15 protein-coding genes and 1 riboswitch are annotated in these 14,659 nt (G+C 70.6%); of the genes, 6 read left to right on the forward strand and 9 right to left on the reverse strand.

Going from position 1 to position 14,659, the window contains the following annotated elements; all coding sequences use genetic code 11:
• Positions 1-2 precede the first annotated feature (2 nt).
• Genes AVTE2539_RS19560 through AVTE2539_RS19580 form a run of 5 tightly spaced genes read right to left on the reverse strand, consistent with a single transcriptional unit; the run spans position 3 to position 5,979 of the window.
• Entirely contained in the window at positions 3-782 is a 780-nt protein-coding gene (locus tag AVTE2539_RS19560) for a (2Fe-2S) ferredoxin domain-containing protein (RefSeq protein WP_284413193.1), read from the reverse strand.
• Positions 779-1,606 (reverse strand): ABC transporter ATP-binding protein, encoded by an 828-nt coding sequence (locus tag AVTE2539_RS19565; protein WP_284413195.1) that lies wholly within the window; start codon positions 1,604-1,606, stop codon positions 779-781. The genes AVTE2539_RS19560 and AVTE2539_RS19565 overlap by 4 nt, the downstream gene beginning before the upstream one ends.
• Positions 1,603-2,724 (reverse strand): FecCD family ABC transporter permease, encoded by a 1,122-nt coding sequence (locus AVTE2539_RS19570; protein ID WP_284413197.1) that lies wholly within the window; start codon positions 2,722-2,724, stop codon positions 1,603-1,605. The genes AVTE2539_RS19565 and AVTE2539_RS19570 overlap by 4 nt, the downstream gene beginning before the upstream one ends.
• Entirely contained in the window at positions 2,721-3,842 is a 1,122-nt protein-coding gene (locus tag AVTE2539_RS19575) for an ABC transporter substrate-binding protein (RefSeq protein WP_284413199.1), read from the reverse strand. The genes AVTE2539_RS19570 and AVTE2539_RS19575 overlap by 4 nt, the downstream gene beginning before the upstream one ends.
• A gap of 1 nt (position 3,843) precedes the next feature.
• On the reverse strand, positions 3,844-5,979 hold the full coding sequence (locus tag AVTE2539_RS19580; protein ID WP_284413201.1) for a TonB-dependent receptor: 2,136 nt from the start codon (positions 5,977-5,979) through the stop codon (positions 3,844-3,846).
• 101 nt (positions 5,980-6,080) lie between these two features.
• Positions 6,081-6,367: riboswitch (cobalamin riboswitch) on the reverse strand.
• Between the two features lie 103 nt (positions 6,368-6,470).
• On the opposite strand from AVTE2539_RS19580, the gene AVTE2539_RS19585 reads away from it, so the two are divergent.
• The gene (locus AVTE2539_RS19585; protein ID WP_284401994.1) at positions 6,471-7,424 is read left to right on the forward strand and encodes an AEC family transporter; all 954 of its coding nucleotides are present in this window, start codon (positions 6,471-6,473) and stop codon (positions 7,422-7,424) included.
• Between the two features lie 51 nt (positions 7,425-7,475).
• Here the strand turns inward: AVTE2539_RS19585 and pdxH are convergent, their stop codons facing one another.
• Together pdxH and AVTE2539_RS19595 are read right to left on the reverse strand one after the other, a co-directional pair.
• Positions 7,476-8,129 carry a pyridoxamine 5'-phosphate oxidase gene (gene pdxH, locus AVTE2539_RS19590; protein WP_284401996.1) on the reverse strand — a complete coding sequence of 218 codons (654 nt, stop codon included), beginning with the start codon at positions 8,127-8,129 and terminating at the stop codon, positions 7,476-7,478.
• A gap of 31 nt (positions 8,130-8,160) precedes the next feature.
• The gene (locus tag AVTE2539_RS19595) at positions 8,161-8,757 is read right to left on the reverse strand and encodes a gamma-glutamylcyclotransferase (RefSeq protein ID WP_284404198.1); all 597 of its coding nucleotides are present in this window, start codon (positions 8,755-8,757) and stop codon (positions 8,161-8,163) included.
• Between the two features lie 58 nt (positions 8,758-8,815).
• Here AVTE2539_RS19595 and AVTE2539_RS19600 point away from each other — a divergent pair, with 58 nt between their 5' ends.
• Positions 8,816-9,346 carry an OmpA family protein gene (locus AVTE2539_RS19600; protein WP_284401999.1) on the forward strand — a complete coding sequence of 177 codons (531 nt, stop codon included), beginning with the start codon at positions 8,816-8,818 and terminating at the stop codon, positions 9,344-9,346.
• Positions 9,347-9,447: 101 nt separating this feature from the next.
• On the opposite strand, the gene AVTE2539_RS19605 is transcribed toward AVTE2539_RS19600, so the two are convergent.
• Positions 9,448-10,416, reverse strand: coding sequence for a threonine ammonia-lyase (locus tag AVTE2539_RS19605; protein WP_284413204.1), 969 nt, complete (start codon positions 10,414-10,416; stop codon positions 9,448-9,450).
• Positions 10,417-10,530: 114 nt separating this feature from the next.
• On the opposite strand from AVTE2539_RS19605, the gene AVTE2539_RS19610 reads away from it, so the two are divergent.
• Entirely contained in the window at positions 10,531-11,004 is a 474-nt protein-coding gene (locus AVTE2539_RS19610; RefSeq protein WP_284413206.1) for an Lrp/AsnC family transcriptional regulator, read from the forward strand.
• Here the strand turns inward: AVTE2539_RS19610 and gntR are convergent, their stop codons facing one another.
• On the reverse strand, positions 11,005-12,033 hold the full coding sequence (gntR, locus tag AVTE2539_RS19615; RefSeq protein ID WP_284413208.1) for an HTH-type transcriptional regulator GntR: 1,029 nt from the start codon (positions 12,031-12,033) through the stop codon (positions 11,005-11,007).
• Between the two features lie 161 nt (positions 12,034-12,194).
• Here gntR and AVTE2539_RS19620 point away from each other — a divergent pair, with 161 nt between their 5' ends.
• Genes AVTE2539_RS19620 through AVTE2539_RS19630 form a run of 3 tightly spaced genes read left to right on the forward strand, consistent with a single transcriptional unit; the run spans position 12,195 to position 14,612 of the window.
• Complete coding sequence (locus AVTE2539_RS19620) at positions 12,195-12,773, forward strand: gluconokinase (protein ID WP_502868948.1); 579 nt, start codon at positions 12,195-12,197, stop codon at positions 12,771-12,773.
• Positions 12,770-13,321, forward strand: coding sequence for a TRAP transporter small permease (locus AVTE2539_RS19625; protein ID WP_502868949.1), 552 nt, complete (start codon positions 12,770-12,772; stop codon positions 13,319-13,321). The genes AVTE2539_RS19620 and AVTE2539_RS19625 overlap by 4 nt, the downstream gene beginning before the upstream one ends.
• A 10-nt stretch (positions 13,322-13,331) precedes the next feature.
• Positions 13,332-14,612 (forward strand): TRAP transporter large permease, encoded by a 1,281-nt coding sequence (locus AVTE2539_RS19630; protein ID WP_284413210.1) that lies wholly within the window; start codon positions 13,332-13,334, stop codon positions 14,610-14,612.
• Positions 14,613-14,659: the final 47 nt, after the last annotated feature.

The raw sequence follows: 14,659 nt of genomic DNA on the forward strand, positions 1-14,659 counted from the left end.
GCTCAGCGCAGGGTCTGCTTGCCGGGCACCTGCGGGTAGGCCAGCTCGGCCACGGGCTCGCCGCGCAGCAGGTGGGATTCGACGATGCGGTCGATGCCGGCCTCGTCCACGCCGCCGTACCACGTGCCCTCCGGGAACACCTGCACCACCGGCGCGAGGTTGCAGGGCCCCAGGCAACTGGTGCGGGCGCTCATCATGCCGTCGCCGGTGTTGCGCAAGTCCAGGCGCTTTTGCTCGTTGCGCAGGTGGCCCCAGACCAGCGCGGCGCCCGCGTGGTTGCACGGGCCGCCCTGGCAGACGAGCACGCGGCGCTTTTGCGGCGGAATCACCGAACCGGCCGAAGGGGCCGCGGCGGGCGCGTCGATGGGGACCGTGGTGGATTGCAGCAGGCCGTGCACCAGCGCATCGACGGCCAGGGTGTCGCCAGGTGGCATGCACAGCGTCACGCCGGGCCGCCGCGGCGCCTGCGCATCGCGCATCCAGCGCTGCACCGCGCCGGTGATCCAGGTGCGAAAGCCCGGCTCCATCGGCAGGAGCAGCGGAACGATGGCGATTTCGTCCGCAGCGTCCCCCGCGGCCAGGGCATCCAGCGCTTCGCGCAGGCTCGGGCTGCCCTGTTCGCTGAAGGCATGCACCACTGCCGCGAAGCGGCCCGCCATCGCGGACTGTGCGCGCTGGGCGAGTTCTTCCATCTCGCGAACGGCCGCGCCGGTGATGGAGGCCTTGGCCAGAAGAATGGCCGCGCGCCGCAGGGGAGGGCGGATCGGGTCGCTGGGGTTCATGGGGAAGGGCTTTCGTTGGGGGTCGGGTCCATCGGGATCACATAGGGCAGGCCGCCATCGGTGCCGATGCGCGCACCGACGCCGAACAGCGCCTGCACGTTCGTGGGCGTGAGCACCTGCGCGGGCGCGCCGGCATCGAGCACGCGGCCGCCGCGCAGCATCAGCAGCCGGTCGCAAAAGCGCGCGGCCAGGGCCAGGTCGTGGATGGCGATGACGGCCCCCGCGCCGCGCTGGCGCGACAACTCGCGCACGGTCTGCAGCGTGGCGAGCTGGTGGCGCAGGTCCAGGTCGCTGGTGGGCTCGTCCAGCAGCAGCAGGCGGCCTTGCTGGGCCCAGGCGCGGGCCATCAGCACACGCTGGCGCTCTCCGCCGCTGAGGTCGCTGAAGTGGCGCAGGGCCAGCGCCTCCAGTGCCAGGCGCTCGATCGCGGCCAGGCAGAGGGCCTCGTCCTGCTGCGGCGAACTGGCGCCCCGGTGCGGCAGCCGGCCCAGCCGCACCATGTCCAGCACCCGCAGCGACATGCCGGGGCCGGTGTGCTGGGGTACGTAGGCGACGGCACGGGCGATCTCCTGGCGCGTGCAGCCGGCCAGCGCACGGCCCTCCAGCGCCAGGTGGCCGCCGCTCAGCGGCCGCAGGCCGGCCAGGCACTTGAGCAGCGAACTCTTGCCCGACCCGTTGGGGCCGACCAGGCCCAGCACCTCGCCGGGCTGCAGCACCAGGTCGATGCCCTGCAGCACCTCGGGCGACGCGCGCCCGCCGTAGCGGCTGCGCAGGCCCTCGGCGCGCACCAGGGCAGGCGGCGCGGTGGCCGATGCGCCGCTCATGCCGACATCTCGTTGCGCCGCGTGAGCAGCAGGTGCAGGAACAGCGGCACGCCCAGGAAGGCGACGACGATGCCGACCGGCACCACCACAGGCGCGAAGAGCAGCCGGCCCGCCATGTCGGCCAGCAGCACCAGCAACGCACCCACCAAGGCCGCGAAGGGCAGCAGCGCACGGTGGTCGCCGCCGATCAGCAGGCGCGCGATGTGCGGCGCCACCAGCCCGACGAAGCCGATCACGCCGGTGAAGCTGACGATGGCCGCGCTGCACAGCACGGCGGCCAGCGTGATCGCGATGCGGGCCCGGGCGACGGGCACCCCCAGCGAGGCGGCCACATCGTCGCCGCCGGCGCTGAAGGCGTTGAGCGCGCCCGCATGGGCGAGCAGCACCGGCGCGCACACCAGGCAGATGCCGCCAGCCACCCCCACCTCGTTCCAGGAGCGGCCGTTGAGCGACCCGAAGGTCCAGTGCACGATGGCCGCGAGCTGCTGCTCGCTGGCGAAGAACTGGAGCGCCGCGGTGAGCGCGCCGAAGAGGTAGGTGAAGGCCACGCCGGCCAGCACCAGCACCATGGCATGCACGCCGCGCAGCGAGGCCAGGCCCAGCACCCCGGCCGCGCACACCATGGCCGAGGCAAAGGCCAGCGCCACCGTCCACCAGGCGCCGGTGGCGGGCAGGGTGTTCCAGCCCAGCAGGATGGCGATGGACGCGCCGAACGCCGCGGCCGGCGAGATGCCCAGCGTGTAGGGGCTGACCAGCGGGTTGCGGGTGATGCCCTGCATGGCCACGCCGGCCATGGACAGCCCGGCCCCGCAGACCAACGCCATGGCGGTGCGCGGCAGGCGCAGCTGCAGCAGCACGTTGCGCTGCGGCCCGTCGTGGGCCCAGGCCTCCAGGCCGGGCAGCAGCGACAGCAGCTGGCGCAGCACCGTGCCGACCGGCTGGGACTGCACGCCCAGGCTGAGCGAGGCCAGCACGGCCAAGCCGAGGGCCAACACCGCCAGGGCCGCGATGCGCCAGCGGCTGGCCCGCAGGCGGCCCACGGCCTGCCGCAGCGCCGCGATGGCGGGGGAGGTGGAGAGGGGCGCGGGGGAGGCCGGTCCGGCGCCGGTCGGGTTCATGTGCCGCCCTTCACGTGAGCCAGCGAACAGGCGTAGCCGCGCTGCGCCGGCACGCCCTGGAAGGTCTGCAGCCAGGTGCCCATGACCGCCTGCGGGTCGATGCCGGCCATGCGCCCGGGGTGCAGCCACTGCGCGATCTGCAGGGCACCGGTGATCTTGGAACAGCCCGATGCGAGGTAGTAGCTCAGGTGGTGGATCTGCCGGTGGCGCACGGCCGGCGTGCCCTCCCAGCCCGGCCGCGCGGCCAGTTGGCCGAGCACGTCGGCCGAGAAGGCCCGCGGGTGCGGCAGGTACTGGCCGGGCTGCAGCTTGACGACGACCTCGGGCCGGCGGGCCGCCACCTCTTCGGGGTCCACCTCGAAGTTCTGCACGTTGCCGCGCGGCGACACGCCGCCGGGCAGCCGGAGGTCGCCGAACACGTTGGTGCCGCCGCCGGCCTCGATCATGTCGTGCCAGCCTGAGCCCTGCAGCACGGTCTTGTAGGGACCGACCTCCTCGAAATACACGCGCCGGGGCGTGGCCCCCTGCAGGCGGTCCCGCAGCGTGTCGCGCCAGTGGCGGTAGAAGGCGTTGAGCCGTGCGGCCCCCTCGGTCCGGTGAAACAGTCGGCCCAGCAGCGCGACGTTCCACTCGTGCTTGAGCAGATCCCAGCCGGTGACCACGATGACCGGAATGCCGAAGGGCTTGAGCACCCGCTCGGCCTGCTTCCAGTCGCTGTTGCGCGGCATGAAGACGGCGTCGGCCTGCATGCCGACGATGGCCTCGTAGTGGACGCTGGACTGGCCGCTGCCGGCGAGCATGCCGGGGGTCACGCCCGGCCAGTAGTCGGGGTGCTTGCGGCCGTCGAAGTCCACGCCGACCACGGCCGGCATGGCCCCGATGGCGCGGATGAACTCCGTCGTGTAGCGGTTGAACACGACCACGCGCCGCAGGGGCAGCGAAACGGACACGGTGCGGCCCAGGTCGTCGGTGATGGCCGTGGCCTCCCTGGCCTGGGCCGGCGCGCGGCCCGGCAGCCAGGCCGCGCCGGCGATGCCCGCCGCACCGGCCGCCCCACAGGCCCGCAGCAGGGCCCGCCGGCTGCCCGGGCCCTGCGGGACGGGGGCATCGGAACGCATGTCAGAACGCATGGGTGCCGGTCAGCCAGACGGTGCGGGGCCGGCCGAGAATCCACTGCACTTCCGAGCCCTGCGTGGCATAGCGCTTGTCGAAGAGGTTGTCCACCCGCAGGTCCAGCGTCATCCCCGCCATGGCCCGCCAGTTCACGCCGGCCTGGACCACGGTGTACGAGGGCAGCGAGGCGGTGTTGGTGTTGTTCACGAAGCGCTGGCCGACGTACTGCAGGGCCGTGCGCGCGGTCCACCGGGGGGCGAAGTCCCAGAAGGCGCTCAGGTTGGCGCTGCGCTTGGGCACGGTCATCGGCACCTTGCCCGCCAGCTGCTGCGTGCCGCTGCCGACCTGGGCCTGGAAGTCGTCGAACTTCGGATCGAGCACCGTGCCGTTGACCTCCACCCGCCAGGCGCCCAGCCGGGCGGATGCCGAGGCCTCGATGCCGCGCGAGGACTGCTGGCCCACCTGTTCCTGGAGAGTGGGGTTGGCCAGGTTGGCGGTCAGCAGGTCCTTCTTGACGAGGTGGTAGGCCGCCAGCGTCCAGTCGAAGCGGCCGCCCCAGAGGCTTTGCTTGAGGCCGAATTCGATCTGCCGGCCCTGGGACAGGCCGAAACCCTGCTGGTTGGCGCCGATGCTCGCCAGCGAGGTGACCGGGTCCTGCGCCGTGGCGATCTGGCCGTACAGCGCCACCTCCGGCACCGGGTTGAAGACCACGCCCAGGCTGCCGCTGGTGCCGCTGACCTTGCCACGGGTGGTGTTGCGCAGTTGGCGGTCTTCGCGTTCGGTGCGGTAGCTGTCGCTGCGCAGGCCGGCCACCATGGACCAGCGCTGGCTCAGCGTCAGGTGGTTTTCGAAGAAGACGCCGACGCGGTCGAGGTCCAGGTAGTACATGGGGATCGACTCGCCCCGCCACGCATCGCGGTAGAGGCCCGGCACCGGGTGCAGCGCATCGACGGTGGAGGTGCCGCCCCGCACGTTGTCGAAGCGGTCGTAGAAGCTGCGCTCGAGCTGGAAACCGGCGAGGAACGCGTTCTTCATGCCGGCGATCCGGCCCTGGAATCTGGCGTAGGTGTTGACGCCCTCCTGCGTCTGCCGCGAGTAGGAAATGTCCCGGTAGCTGCTGCGGCGCACCGATGCGGTGGCGGGCAGGTAGGTGAACACGGTGGCGTCGCGGTAGCGGCGGTTGTGGGTCAGCCGGTAGAGCGTGTTGTGCACCGTGACATCGGCCGAGGGCTTCCACTCGGTGTCCAGCGTGGTCCACTGATCCTGGAAAAACAGGTCGCTGTCGGCGATGTTGTAGTTCAGCGTCTCGGTGCCCGGCACGGGCGCGCCATTGAACACCGGGGTGCCGAGGTAGTGCATGGGCTTTTGGCGGCCGTAGTCGGCGGCCAGGATGAAGTTCAGCTGGGGCGACAGGTCGTAGCGCAGCGAGGCCGACGCGGCCAGGGTGTCGGACGCTCCGCGGTCCACCCAGTTGTCCGCGCTGCGGTGGCTCAGGTCCAGCCGGTAGGACAGGCCATTGCCCATCGGGCCGGTGCTGCTGAAGGCTTCGTGCCGCGCGTTGTCGGAGCCCACGCCCAGGCCGATCTCGTGCGAGGCCTGCGCCGGGTCCGGCCGTTTGCTCACCACGTTGACCGCGCCGCCGATGGCACCGGCGCCGTAGAGCACCGAGGCCGGGCCGTACAGCGCCTCGATGCGCTCGACGTTCCAAGGATCGAAGGGGAAGCTCACCACGCCGCCGGCGTTGGAGAGCTCCAGGCCGTTGTAGAGCTGCTTGACGGAGTTGACGCCGGTGAAGCCGCGGGCGCTGAGCACATTGCCACCGTTGCCCGGGCTGTTGGCCGAACTCATGCCGGGCGCGAGCGTCTTGGCGTCGATGACCGACGTGGTGCCCAGGGCGCGGATCAGCTCGCCCGGCACGATGGCCACGCTGGCGGGCATCTCGAAGGGCGTGAGTTCCAGCCGGCTGCCGGCGGTGGAGGGCAGCACCAGCGGGGTGGCGACGCCGCGGTCTTCGGTGACGGTGATCGGGGACAGGGTGGCGGGGACCGCGCTGCCCTCGGCCTGGGCATGGGCGCAAAGGGGATAGGCGGCCGCGAGGGCGAACGGGAGCGCAGCGGCGCGCGCACGAAGGACGGGCTTCATGGGAAGGGAGGGGCGATCAAAAAAGCAACCCTGGCCGGCATCCCCGCCGGCGTCTGGGCGATACGAATGCGCCGCCCGTTCATTCATGTATGCAGGCAGGCAGCGCACTCACCTCGTTGGCCGGTATCCGGGCTGACGGCGCTGCATTCCTCGCCTTCCCAGCGCTTGTTCAAGGCGTCCAGTGGCTGTGTGGAGGAATGCTGAAGGCACCTCGGCGGGAATGGCCGGTGTGCATTCGTCCGTTTGACCGTTGCGGGGGCAGCGCAGGCGAGACGGGTCGGCAGGCCGGCGCTGCGCATCAGCGGCCGGTTGCCGGGGTGTCCTCCTGCTTCCCGTTGAACTGCGGCATGTGAACCACGCCGCGAGCACCAACGGCGCGATTGTAGAGGGGGGTGCGCGGCGGAATCCGGAAAGTCGGCAATGCGTTCCGGACGGGCCCCAAGGCGGGGCGGGGCACGGATAATCGACGGCTTTGCCCGCAGGATCGCACCGTGAACTCCCCCGTCTTCGCCTCCATGATCCCGGTGATCCTGTTCATCGCCATCGGCTTTCTCGCGGGGCGGCTGGGCTGGGTGCGGGCCTCGGCGGTCAAGGATTTGTCCAACCTGGTGTTCCTGGTGCTCACGCCCGCGCTGCTGTTTCGCACCATGGGCACGTCGCGCGTGCAGGACTTGAACTTCGAGCCGGTGGGCCTGTACTTTCTCGCAGCCGGGCTGGTGTTCGTGGTGTCGCTGGCGGTCATGGGGTTTTCCACCCGCTCGGCCGCCTTCGGCTTGGCCAGCATGTTCAGCAACACCATCATGATCGGCGTGCCGCTGGTCGGGCTGGTCTACGGCCAGGAAGGGCTAGTGACGCTGTTCACGCTGATCTCGCTGCACGCGCTGATCCTGCTCACGGCGGCCACGGTGGTGTTCGAGCTGGCGCAGGCGCATGAAAGCCAGCGCGACGGCCGCAGCCCGCCGCGCCCCATGCTGCACACGGTGCTGCAGGCGGTGCGCAACGGCATCCTGCACCCGGTGCCGCTGCCCATCCTGGCCGGGCTGCTGTTCGCGCAGACCGGCCTGCACCTGCCCGAGGTGGTGGACAAGCCGCTGCAACTGCTGGGCATGGCGCTCGGCCCCATGGCCCTGCTGCTGGTGGGCGTGACGCTGGCGTTCAGCAAGGTGGGCCACCATGCGCGCGACGCGCTGCGCATTTCGCTGGTCAAGAACCTGGCGCACCCGTTGCTGCTGCTGGCGCTGGCCTGGGCCTTCGGCCTGGGCGGCACCTCGACGGCGGTGATGTTCCTGGCCGCATCGCTGCCGGTGGGGGCCAACGTGTTCCTGTTCACGCAGCGCTACGACACGATGCAGGACGAGGTGACGGCCAGCATCGCCGTGTCCACGGCGCTGGCGCTGGTGACAGTGCCGCTCATGCTGGTGGTCGCGCAGCGGTTCTTCCACTGAGGCTTGGCGCCCGGTCGGCCGGGCCGAAGCGCCGGCGCACGGCGCGGGCGGTCAGGGCGCGAGGCGCTCGCGCACCCACTGGCCTCCATCGGCCCGGTAGCGCAGCCGGTCGTGCAGCCGGCTCTTGCGGCCCTGCCAGAACTCCCATTGCTCGGGCTTGAGGCGGTAGCCGCCCCAGTGCGGCGGGCGCGGCGGGCTGAGCAAGAACTGCGCGCCGTACTTGGCCGCGTTGGCCACCAGCACGCCGCGCCCGGAAATCACCTGGCTTTGCGGGCTGGCCCAGGCGCCGATGCGCGAGTCCAGCGGGCGGCTCTTGAAATAGGCGTCGCTCTCGGCGTCGTCCACCTTTTCCACGGTCCCTTCGATGCGCACCACGCGTTCCAGCTCGACCCAATGGAACTGCAGCGCCGCAAACGGGTTGCCGGCCAGTTGCCGGCCCTTGCGGCTGTCGTAGTTGGTGAACCAGACGATGCCGCGCTCGTCGTAGCCCTTGACCAGCACGATGCGCGTGCTGGGCCGCAGATCGGGTCCTACGGTGGCGAGGGTCATGGCGTTGGGCTCGGGCACCTGGGCGGCCAGGGCCTGCTGCAGCCACTGGTCGAATTGGGCCAGCGGGTCGGCCAGGGAGGCGTCTTCGCTGAGTTCCGCGCGTTCGTAGCTCTTGCGCAGGTCGGCGATGGAGGAGGAAAGGGGGCTGCTGCTCATCGGGCGATTGTGCCCCGGCGCGCGCCGCGGGTCAGCGCTTTTGGCCAGGCGCCAGCGCCAGCAGCTTGCCCAGCGCCCGGTCGTGGATGCCCAGGCGTCGCAGTTCGTCGTAGGTGGCCTGGGCGTAGTCGCGGGTGGTGCCGTAGATGCCGGTGGCCTGCTCGAAGATGCGGCGGTATTCGTCGTCCGGCAGCACGCCGGCGTGGCTCGGGCTGCGGCGCGACAGCGTGAAGGCGAGGGCGCGCACCGTGCCCTGGGGCGTCTGGCACGGCAGCCAGCGCGGGTCGTACACCGCCAGCGCCATCTCGCGCTGCCAGAGGTTGACCATGGTCTGGCGGGCGTGCTCGCGGTCCACGCGGAACACCATGCCGCGGCAGCTGCCGCCCGAGAGCATGCCGAACACCAGGCCGGGCCGCTCGGGCGTGCCACGGTTGATGCGGCTCCACATCTTGAGGGCGCGGTGCCAGCCGTGCACGCGGGCCGGGCGCTGCTCGGCGAAGTCGAAATCGGGCCGCCAGATCAGCGAGCCGTAGCCGAAGATCCACAGATCGTCCTGGCCGCCCCATTCATCCAGGGTGCGCTGGAGCAGGGGGGCGGGGTCGCGCAAGGGGGCGGGCAGCGGCGTCATGACTCTACAATCGCGGGTTGTCTTCAGCCCCCATTATTTACTTTACGGAGTTCTTCCCATGGCCTTCAGCAGTTCCGATGACGACAGCCAGCAACGTTTTGCCCTCGGGTTCCTGTTCGCGCTGATTGCCCTGGTGGTGTCCTCGGTGGTGGGCGTGACGGTGTACAAGCAGCGCAGCCTGGCGCGCGCGCCGGTGGTCGAGCCCGCCGCCGTGGTGGTCGCACCCGCCGGCACGCTGGTGGTGGCCGAGGACGAAGTGGCCCGCGTGGTGGTGGATGGCGGCGTGGTCCGCTTCTACTTCGCCACGGGCCGTGCCGATCTGGCCCCCGGTGCAGCACCGGCCCTGGCCGACGTGTCGCGTGCCGTGGCCGAAGGCCGCTCGGTGGTGGTCTCCGGTTACCACGATGCCACGGGCGACGCCGCCGCCAACGCGCAACTGGCCAAGGACCGCGCCTTTGCCGTGCGCGACGCGCTCAAGACGGCCGGCGTGCCCGAAGACAAGATCGACCTGCGCAAGCCCGCCGTCACGCAGGCCGGCGGCAGCAACGCCGAAGCCCGCCGCGTCGAAGTCACGCTGGCACCGCTTTGATCCGGGCGTGAGGGGGTGGCCGCCGGCCGCGTCCTCCGATCCCTCGACAGCAAGCCCGGTCCGCCGGGCTTTTTCTTTGGGCGCCGCGTTCCGAAATGACCTCAATGCAGCCACTGCACGATCTGCTGCGGGGTGAGGTTGCTGCCGCACAGCACGGTCGCCAGCTTCTGCGAGCGCAGCGCGGGGTGTTCCATCACGGCGGCCACGCCGACGATGCCGGCGGGCTCGACCATCAAGCCGGCCGTCTGGAACACCAGCTGCATCGCGCGCCGGATGGCCGCATCGCTGACCAGCAGCACGTCGTCCACCAGGTCTTGCATGTCGTCCAGCGCCTGGGGAACGGGCCGCCGGACCGCGATACCATCGGCGATGGTCTGCGTGGTGGGCCGCTCGATCAGCCGGCGCGCCTTCCAGGAGGCGGCCATGGCATCCGCGCCTTCCGCGCAAACGCCGATCACCCGCGTGGCCGGCGCATGGGCTTTCGTCCACAGGCCCATGCCGTTGAGCAAGGCGCCGTTGCCCAGCGGCACCAGCAGGGCATCGAAGGCATCGCGCGCCAGCAGTTCGCGGGCGATGGTGCCGGCGCCTTCGCTGATTTGGGTCTCCAGCCCATCCTCGACCAGCAGCGCGCCGGAGGACGCGCAAAAGCGCCGGGCCTCTTCCTTGGCGGTGTCGAAGTCGTCGCTGTGCAGGCGCACCTCCGCGCCCATCGCACGCATGCGATCGACCTTGAAGGCATTGGCGGTGGTGGCGGTATAGACCACCAGCGGCCAGCCGCGGGCGCGGCACACATAGGCCATCGCCTGCCCCCAGTTGCCGGCCGTGGCGCAGACCAGGGGCCGGCCGGCCAGCGCCGCCGCGTTGTCCTTGAGGAAGAAGTCGGCGCCGCGCCCCTTGAACGAGCGCAGCGGGTTCAGCGTTTCGACCTTGAGCGTCAGGGCGGCGCCCAGCGCCTGGCTGAGCGGCTCGCATTCGTACTGCGGGCTGTGGAGAAACACGGGGTCGATCAGGGAGGCCGCGCGCTCGATGTTGCGCAGCGAGAGGCGGCGGGGGGTGTCGATAATGGTCATGCCCAAAGTATGCAAACCGGGGCGGTGGGCCGGGCCGCGATTGCGCCCCCGCCAGCGCCGCCTCGCCGCATTGTGGGCGCCTTCCACGCGGCCTTCGTGCAACCCTCCGACGCCATGCCCCTCGACGCCTTCGACCGCCAGATCCTCGACCTCTACCAGCGGGACACCCGCGTGCCCAGCGAGCAGATCGGCGCGCGCGTCGGCCTGTCCGCCGCGGCAGTGCAACGGCGGTTGAAGCGCCTGCGCGAGGCGGGCGTCATCCAGGCCGAGACCGCCCAGCTCGATTGCACCCGGCTGGGCCTGGGCATCACGGCCATCGTGCAGGTCGACCTGATCGACGAGTCGGCACGCGCCACGCGGGCCTTCCGCGAGACCGTGGGACAGCGCGGCGAGGTGCAGCAATGCTACGGCGTGGCCGGCAGCGTCGACTACGTGCTGATCGTCATCGTGCCCGACCTGGCGGCGTACGAGGCCTTCTGCGAGGCGTGCCTGCTGCACGACCCCAACGTGCGCCGCTTCACCACGCAGATCGTTCTGGATGCGCACCAGCGCGGCGCACCGCTGACCATCCCCGCGCTGGATCGGTGATCAGGTGCTGCCGCGCACGACGAGTTCGTAGCCCAGCTCGACGCACCCCGGCGCGGTGGGCGCGCCACGCATCAGCCCGAGCAGCATCGCCGCGCCGGCGCGCCCGACCTCGGCGCGCGGCGTGCGCACGGTGGTGAGCGGCGGCACCATCTGGTCGCTGCCCTCCAGGTCGTTGAACCCGGCCACCGCGATCCGCCCGGGCACCGCCACCCCCAGCCGGTTGGCCGCCAGCAGCCCGCCCTGGGCGATGTCGTCGTTGCAAAAGAAGATGGCATCCACGCCGGGCATGCGGCGCACCACCTCTTCGAACAGCCGTGCGCCCAGTGCGACCGACGAGCGCTCCGGGCTGAGCACCTCCAGCGCCGGGTCATACAGGCCCGCCTCGCGCAGGCAGCGGCGGTAGCCCTCGGCGCGCTGCAGCGTGCGCGGGTCCAGCTGGGCTGCGCAGAAGGCGATGCGGCGGCGGCCCCGGTCCAGCAGGTGGCGGGTGATGGCCGCGCCCGCATCGGTCTGCGAAAAGCCCACGCACGCGACGTCCGGCGCCGTGCTGGTCTCCATCAGGTGCACGCAGGGCACGCCGCTGCGGGCGATGAGCTGGCGGGCGGTTTCGCTGCGGTCGAACCCGGTGACCAGCAGGCCGGCGGGCCGGTGGGGCAGGTAGGTGCGCAGCAGCAGCTCTTCTTCGGTGGTGTCGTAGTGGGTCACGCCGATAAGCGGGTGAAAGCCCTCTGGGAACAGCGTCCGGTGCACCGCCTCCAGCAGATCGACGAAGAGCGTGTTGGACAGCATGGGCACCAACACAAGCACCTGGGTGCTGCGCTGGGAGGCGAGGGCGCGCGCCGCTGGATCGGGCACGTAGCCCAGGCGGTCGGCCGAGGCGCGCACGCGCTCGGCGAGTTGCGCGTCCACGCTGCGTTCGCCGCGCAGCACGCGCGAGACGGTGATCGGGCTCACGGCGGCATCGCGCGCCACGTCGTCGAGCGTGATGCGGCCGCTGGAGCGGCGGGGGCGGCGGGTGGCGTCGGTCAAGGGTTAATCCGGAGCAGTCTGGGTGGCATTGTTTCCTAAGATAGCGCTATCTTTCACAGGGTAAACAAGCATGCGGCGACCGATGGCGCTGTAGCGTGCAGCAAACCCGGCCCAGCCACCCGCGGTGCGGCTCCATGCCCCACCGCATTTCTTCGAATTCAATGGATAGCGCTATCTCAATGTTTCGCCCCCAGGCCATCGTCGTGATGGGCGTGTCGGGCTGCGGCAAATCCAGCGTCGGCGAGTCCTGCGCGCAGGCCCTGGGCTGGACGCTGCACGAAGGCGACGCCTACCATGCCCCCGAGAGCATCGCCAAGATGCGGGCCGGCACGCCGCTGACCGATGCCGACCGCGCCGGCTGGCTCGGCCGTCTGGCCCTGTTGCTGGACTCCAGCGAAGGCGGGCAGGGCGTGGTGCTGACCTGCTCCGCGCTGCGCCGCAAGTACCGCGATCGCCTGCGCGAGGCGCACCCGGCGCTCGGCTTCGTCTTCCTGAAGCTGGGCTATGACGAAGCGCTGGTGCGCGTGCAGTCGCGGCCCGGCCACTTCTTTTCGCCCGCCCTGGTGGCCGACCAGTTCGCCACGCTGGAATCGCCCGAAGGCGAACCCGGCGTGCTGACGCTCGATGCCATGCAGCCCATCGCCACGCTGGTGCAGGACGCCGTGGCCTGGGTGCGCGGCCCCGAGGCTTTCACCCCCGAAAAAACAGGCCGCGACACAGCGGCAGGAGACAACGCATGAGCAGTCCGCAGCCGCCGACGAGGGATCTGGCCGCCCCGTCTTCTTCCCCGCACGCGCCACCCCGCCGCAAGCCGGCACTGCAGCGGCTGGCCGAGCTGTTCATGGTGCTGGCGCTCGCCGGCATGGTGGTGGCGGTGTTCGTCAACGTGGTGCTGCGCTATGTGTTCCACACCAGCATCGTGTCGTACGAAGAGGTCTCGCGCCTGCTGTTCGTGTGGCTGGTGGCGGTGGGCTCCATCGTCGCGGCCTTCGAAGGCAAGCACCTGGGCTTCGACATGCTCACCTCGCGCGTGAAGGGCGGGGCGCGCAAGGGCCTGTTCTGGGTGAGCCAGTTGCTCGTGGCGGTGTGCATGGTGCTGCTGCTGAAGGGCTCCTGGGAGCAGGTGGTGGCCGGCATGAGCAGCTACAGCACGGTGCTCGGCTACCCGCTGGCGCTGGCCGCAGCCGCCACGCTGGTGCTGGCGGCCGGCCTGCTGGTGGCCCTGGTGTTCGACCTGCTGCGCGGCGAGCCGCCCACGCCGGCCGGCCCGGCGGGCGACATCGAATAAGGGGCCGGACATGATCGTGACCGCGATTTTTCTGCTGGTGCTCATCGGCGGCATGGTGATCGGCATGCCGATCGCCCACGCGCTGGTGCTGACGGGCGTGGCCCTGATGTGGCACCTGGACTTCTTCGACTCGCAGCTGCTGGCGCAGAACCTGCAGGCCGGCTTCGACAACTTTCCGCTGCTGGCGGTGCCCTTCTTCATCCTGGCGGGCGAGCTGATGAATGCGGGCGGGCTGTCGCGCCGCATCATCGACCTGGCGCGCGCTTTCGTGGGGCACATCCGCGGGGGACTGGGCTTCGTGGCCATCGGCGCCGCGGTGCTGCTGGCCTCGATGAGCGGCTCGGCCATCGCCGACACCGCGGCCCTGGCCACCATCCTGCTGCCCATGATGCGCCAGCAGAACTACCCGCCCAGCTACAGCGCGGGCCTGCTGGCATCGGGCGGCATCATCGCGCCGATCATTCCGCCGTCGATGCCGTTCGTGATCTACGGGGTGACGACCAACACCTCCATCAGCAAGCTGTTCCTGGCGGGGGTGTTTCCGGGCCTGATGATGGGCATCTTCCTGATCCTGGCCTGGTGGTGGATCGCCCGCAAGCACCAGCTGCCGTCCATGGAGCGCGTGGAATGGGGCGCGCGCATGAAGGCGCTGGTCCACAGCTTCTGGGCCATGATGATGCCGGTCATCATCCTGGGCGGGCTCAAGGGCGGCATCTTCACGCCGACCGAAGCCGCCGTGGTGGCCGCGGTCTACGCCCTGTTCGTGTCGATGTTCGTCTACCGCGAACTCACCTGGGCCCAGTTGTACGAGGTGTTCCTGGCGGCGGGCAAGACCACCGCCGTGGTGATGTTCCTGTGCGGCGCGGCCACCGTGACGGCCTACATGATCACCCTGGCCGACCTGCCCGCCATGCTGGCGGACAGCTTCTCCGGCGTGATGGGCAATCCCATCGTGTTCATGGCGCTGATGATGCTGTTCCTGCTCGTCGTGGGCACGGCCATGGACCTGACGCCCACCATCCTGATCTTCGGGCCCGTGTGCCTGCCGCTGGCGGTGAAGGCCGGCATCGATCCGGTGTACTTCGGCTTCATGTTCATCTATGTGGGATCGCTCGGTCTCATCACCCCGCCGGTCGGCACGGTGCAGAACGTGGTGGCGGGGGTGGGCGGTCTGCGCATGGAGACCGTCATCAAGGGCACCACACCGTTCCTGCTGATGTACGTGGTGCTGCTGGTGCTGTTCGTGCTGTTCCCGGTGCTCATCACCGGCCCGCTGCGCTGGCTGCACTGAGCCGCCGCCGGCCCCGATTTCCGATGGTTTCGTTTTCCCTCTCTCTT

This window comes from Acidovorax sp. SUPP2539 (genome assembly GCF_030158975.1).
GTDB lineage: Bacteria > Pseudomonadota > Gammaproteobacteria > Burkholderiales > Burkholderiaceae_C > Paracidovorax.

Excerpts from the sequence above, each read along its gene's own strand:
- AVTE2539_RS19570 (WP_284413197.1), bottom strand. The coding sequence starts at position 2,724 with ATGAACCCGACCGGCGCCGGACCGGCCTCCCCCGCGCCCCTCTCCACC.
- AVTE2539_RS19630 (WP_284413210.1), top strand. The coding sequence starts at position 13,332 with ATGATCGTGACCGCGATTTTTCTGCTGGTGCTCATCGGCGGCATGGTG.
- AVTE2539_RS19580 (WP_284413201.1), bottom strand. The coding sequence starts at position 5,979 with ATGAAGCCCGTCCTTCGTGCGCGCGCCGCTGCGCTCCCGTTCGCCCTC.
- AVTE2539_RS19595 (WP_284404198.1), bottom strand. The coding sequence starts at position 8,757 with ATGACGCCGCTGCCCGCCCCCTTGCGCGACCCCGCCCCCCTGCTCCAG.
- pdxH (WP_284401996.1), bottom strand. The coding sequence starts at position 8,129 with ATGAGCAGCAGCCCCCTTTCCTCCTCCATCGCCGACCTGCGCAAGAGC.
- AVTE2539_RS19575 (WP_284413199.1), bottom strand. The coding sequence starts at position 3,842 with ATGCGTTCCGATGCCCCCGTCCCGCAGGGCCCGGGCAGCCGGCGGGCC.
- AVTE2539_RS19600 (WP_284401999.1), top strand. The coding sequence starts at position 8,816 with ATGGCCTTCAGCAGTTCCGATGACGACAGCCAGCAACGTTTTGCCCTC.
- AVTE2539_RS19610 (WP_284413206.1), top strand. The coding sequence starts at position 10,531 with ATGCCCCTCGACGCCTTCGACCGCCAGATCCTCGACCTCTACCAGCGG.
- AVTE2539_RS19565 (WP_284413195.1), bottom strand. The coding sequence starts at position 1,606 with ATGAGCGGCGCATCGGCCACCGCGCCGCCTGCCCTGGTGCGCGCCGAG.
- AVTE2539_RS19620 (WP_502868948.1), top strand. The coding sequence starts at position 12,195 with ATGGATAGCGCTATCTCAATGTTTCGCCCCCAGGCCATCGTCGTGATG.
- AVTE2539_RS19560 (WP_284413193.1), bottom strand. The coding sequence starts at position 782 with ATGAACCCCAGCGACCCGATCCGCCCTCCCCTGCGGCGCGCGGCCATT.
- AVTE2539_RS19605 (WP_284413204.1), bottom strand. The coding sequence starts at position 10,416 with ATGACCATTATCGACACCCCCCGCCGCCTCTCGCTGCGCAACATCGAG.
- AVTE2539_RS19625 (WP_502868949.1), top strand. The coding sequence starts at position 12,770 with ATGAGCAGTCCGCAGCCGCCGACGAGGGATCTGGCCGCCCCGTCTTCT.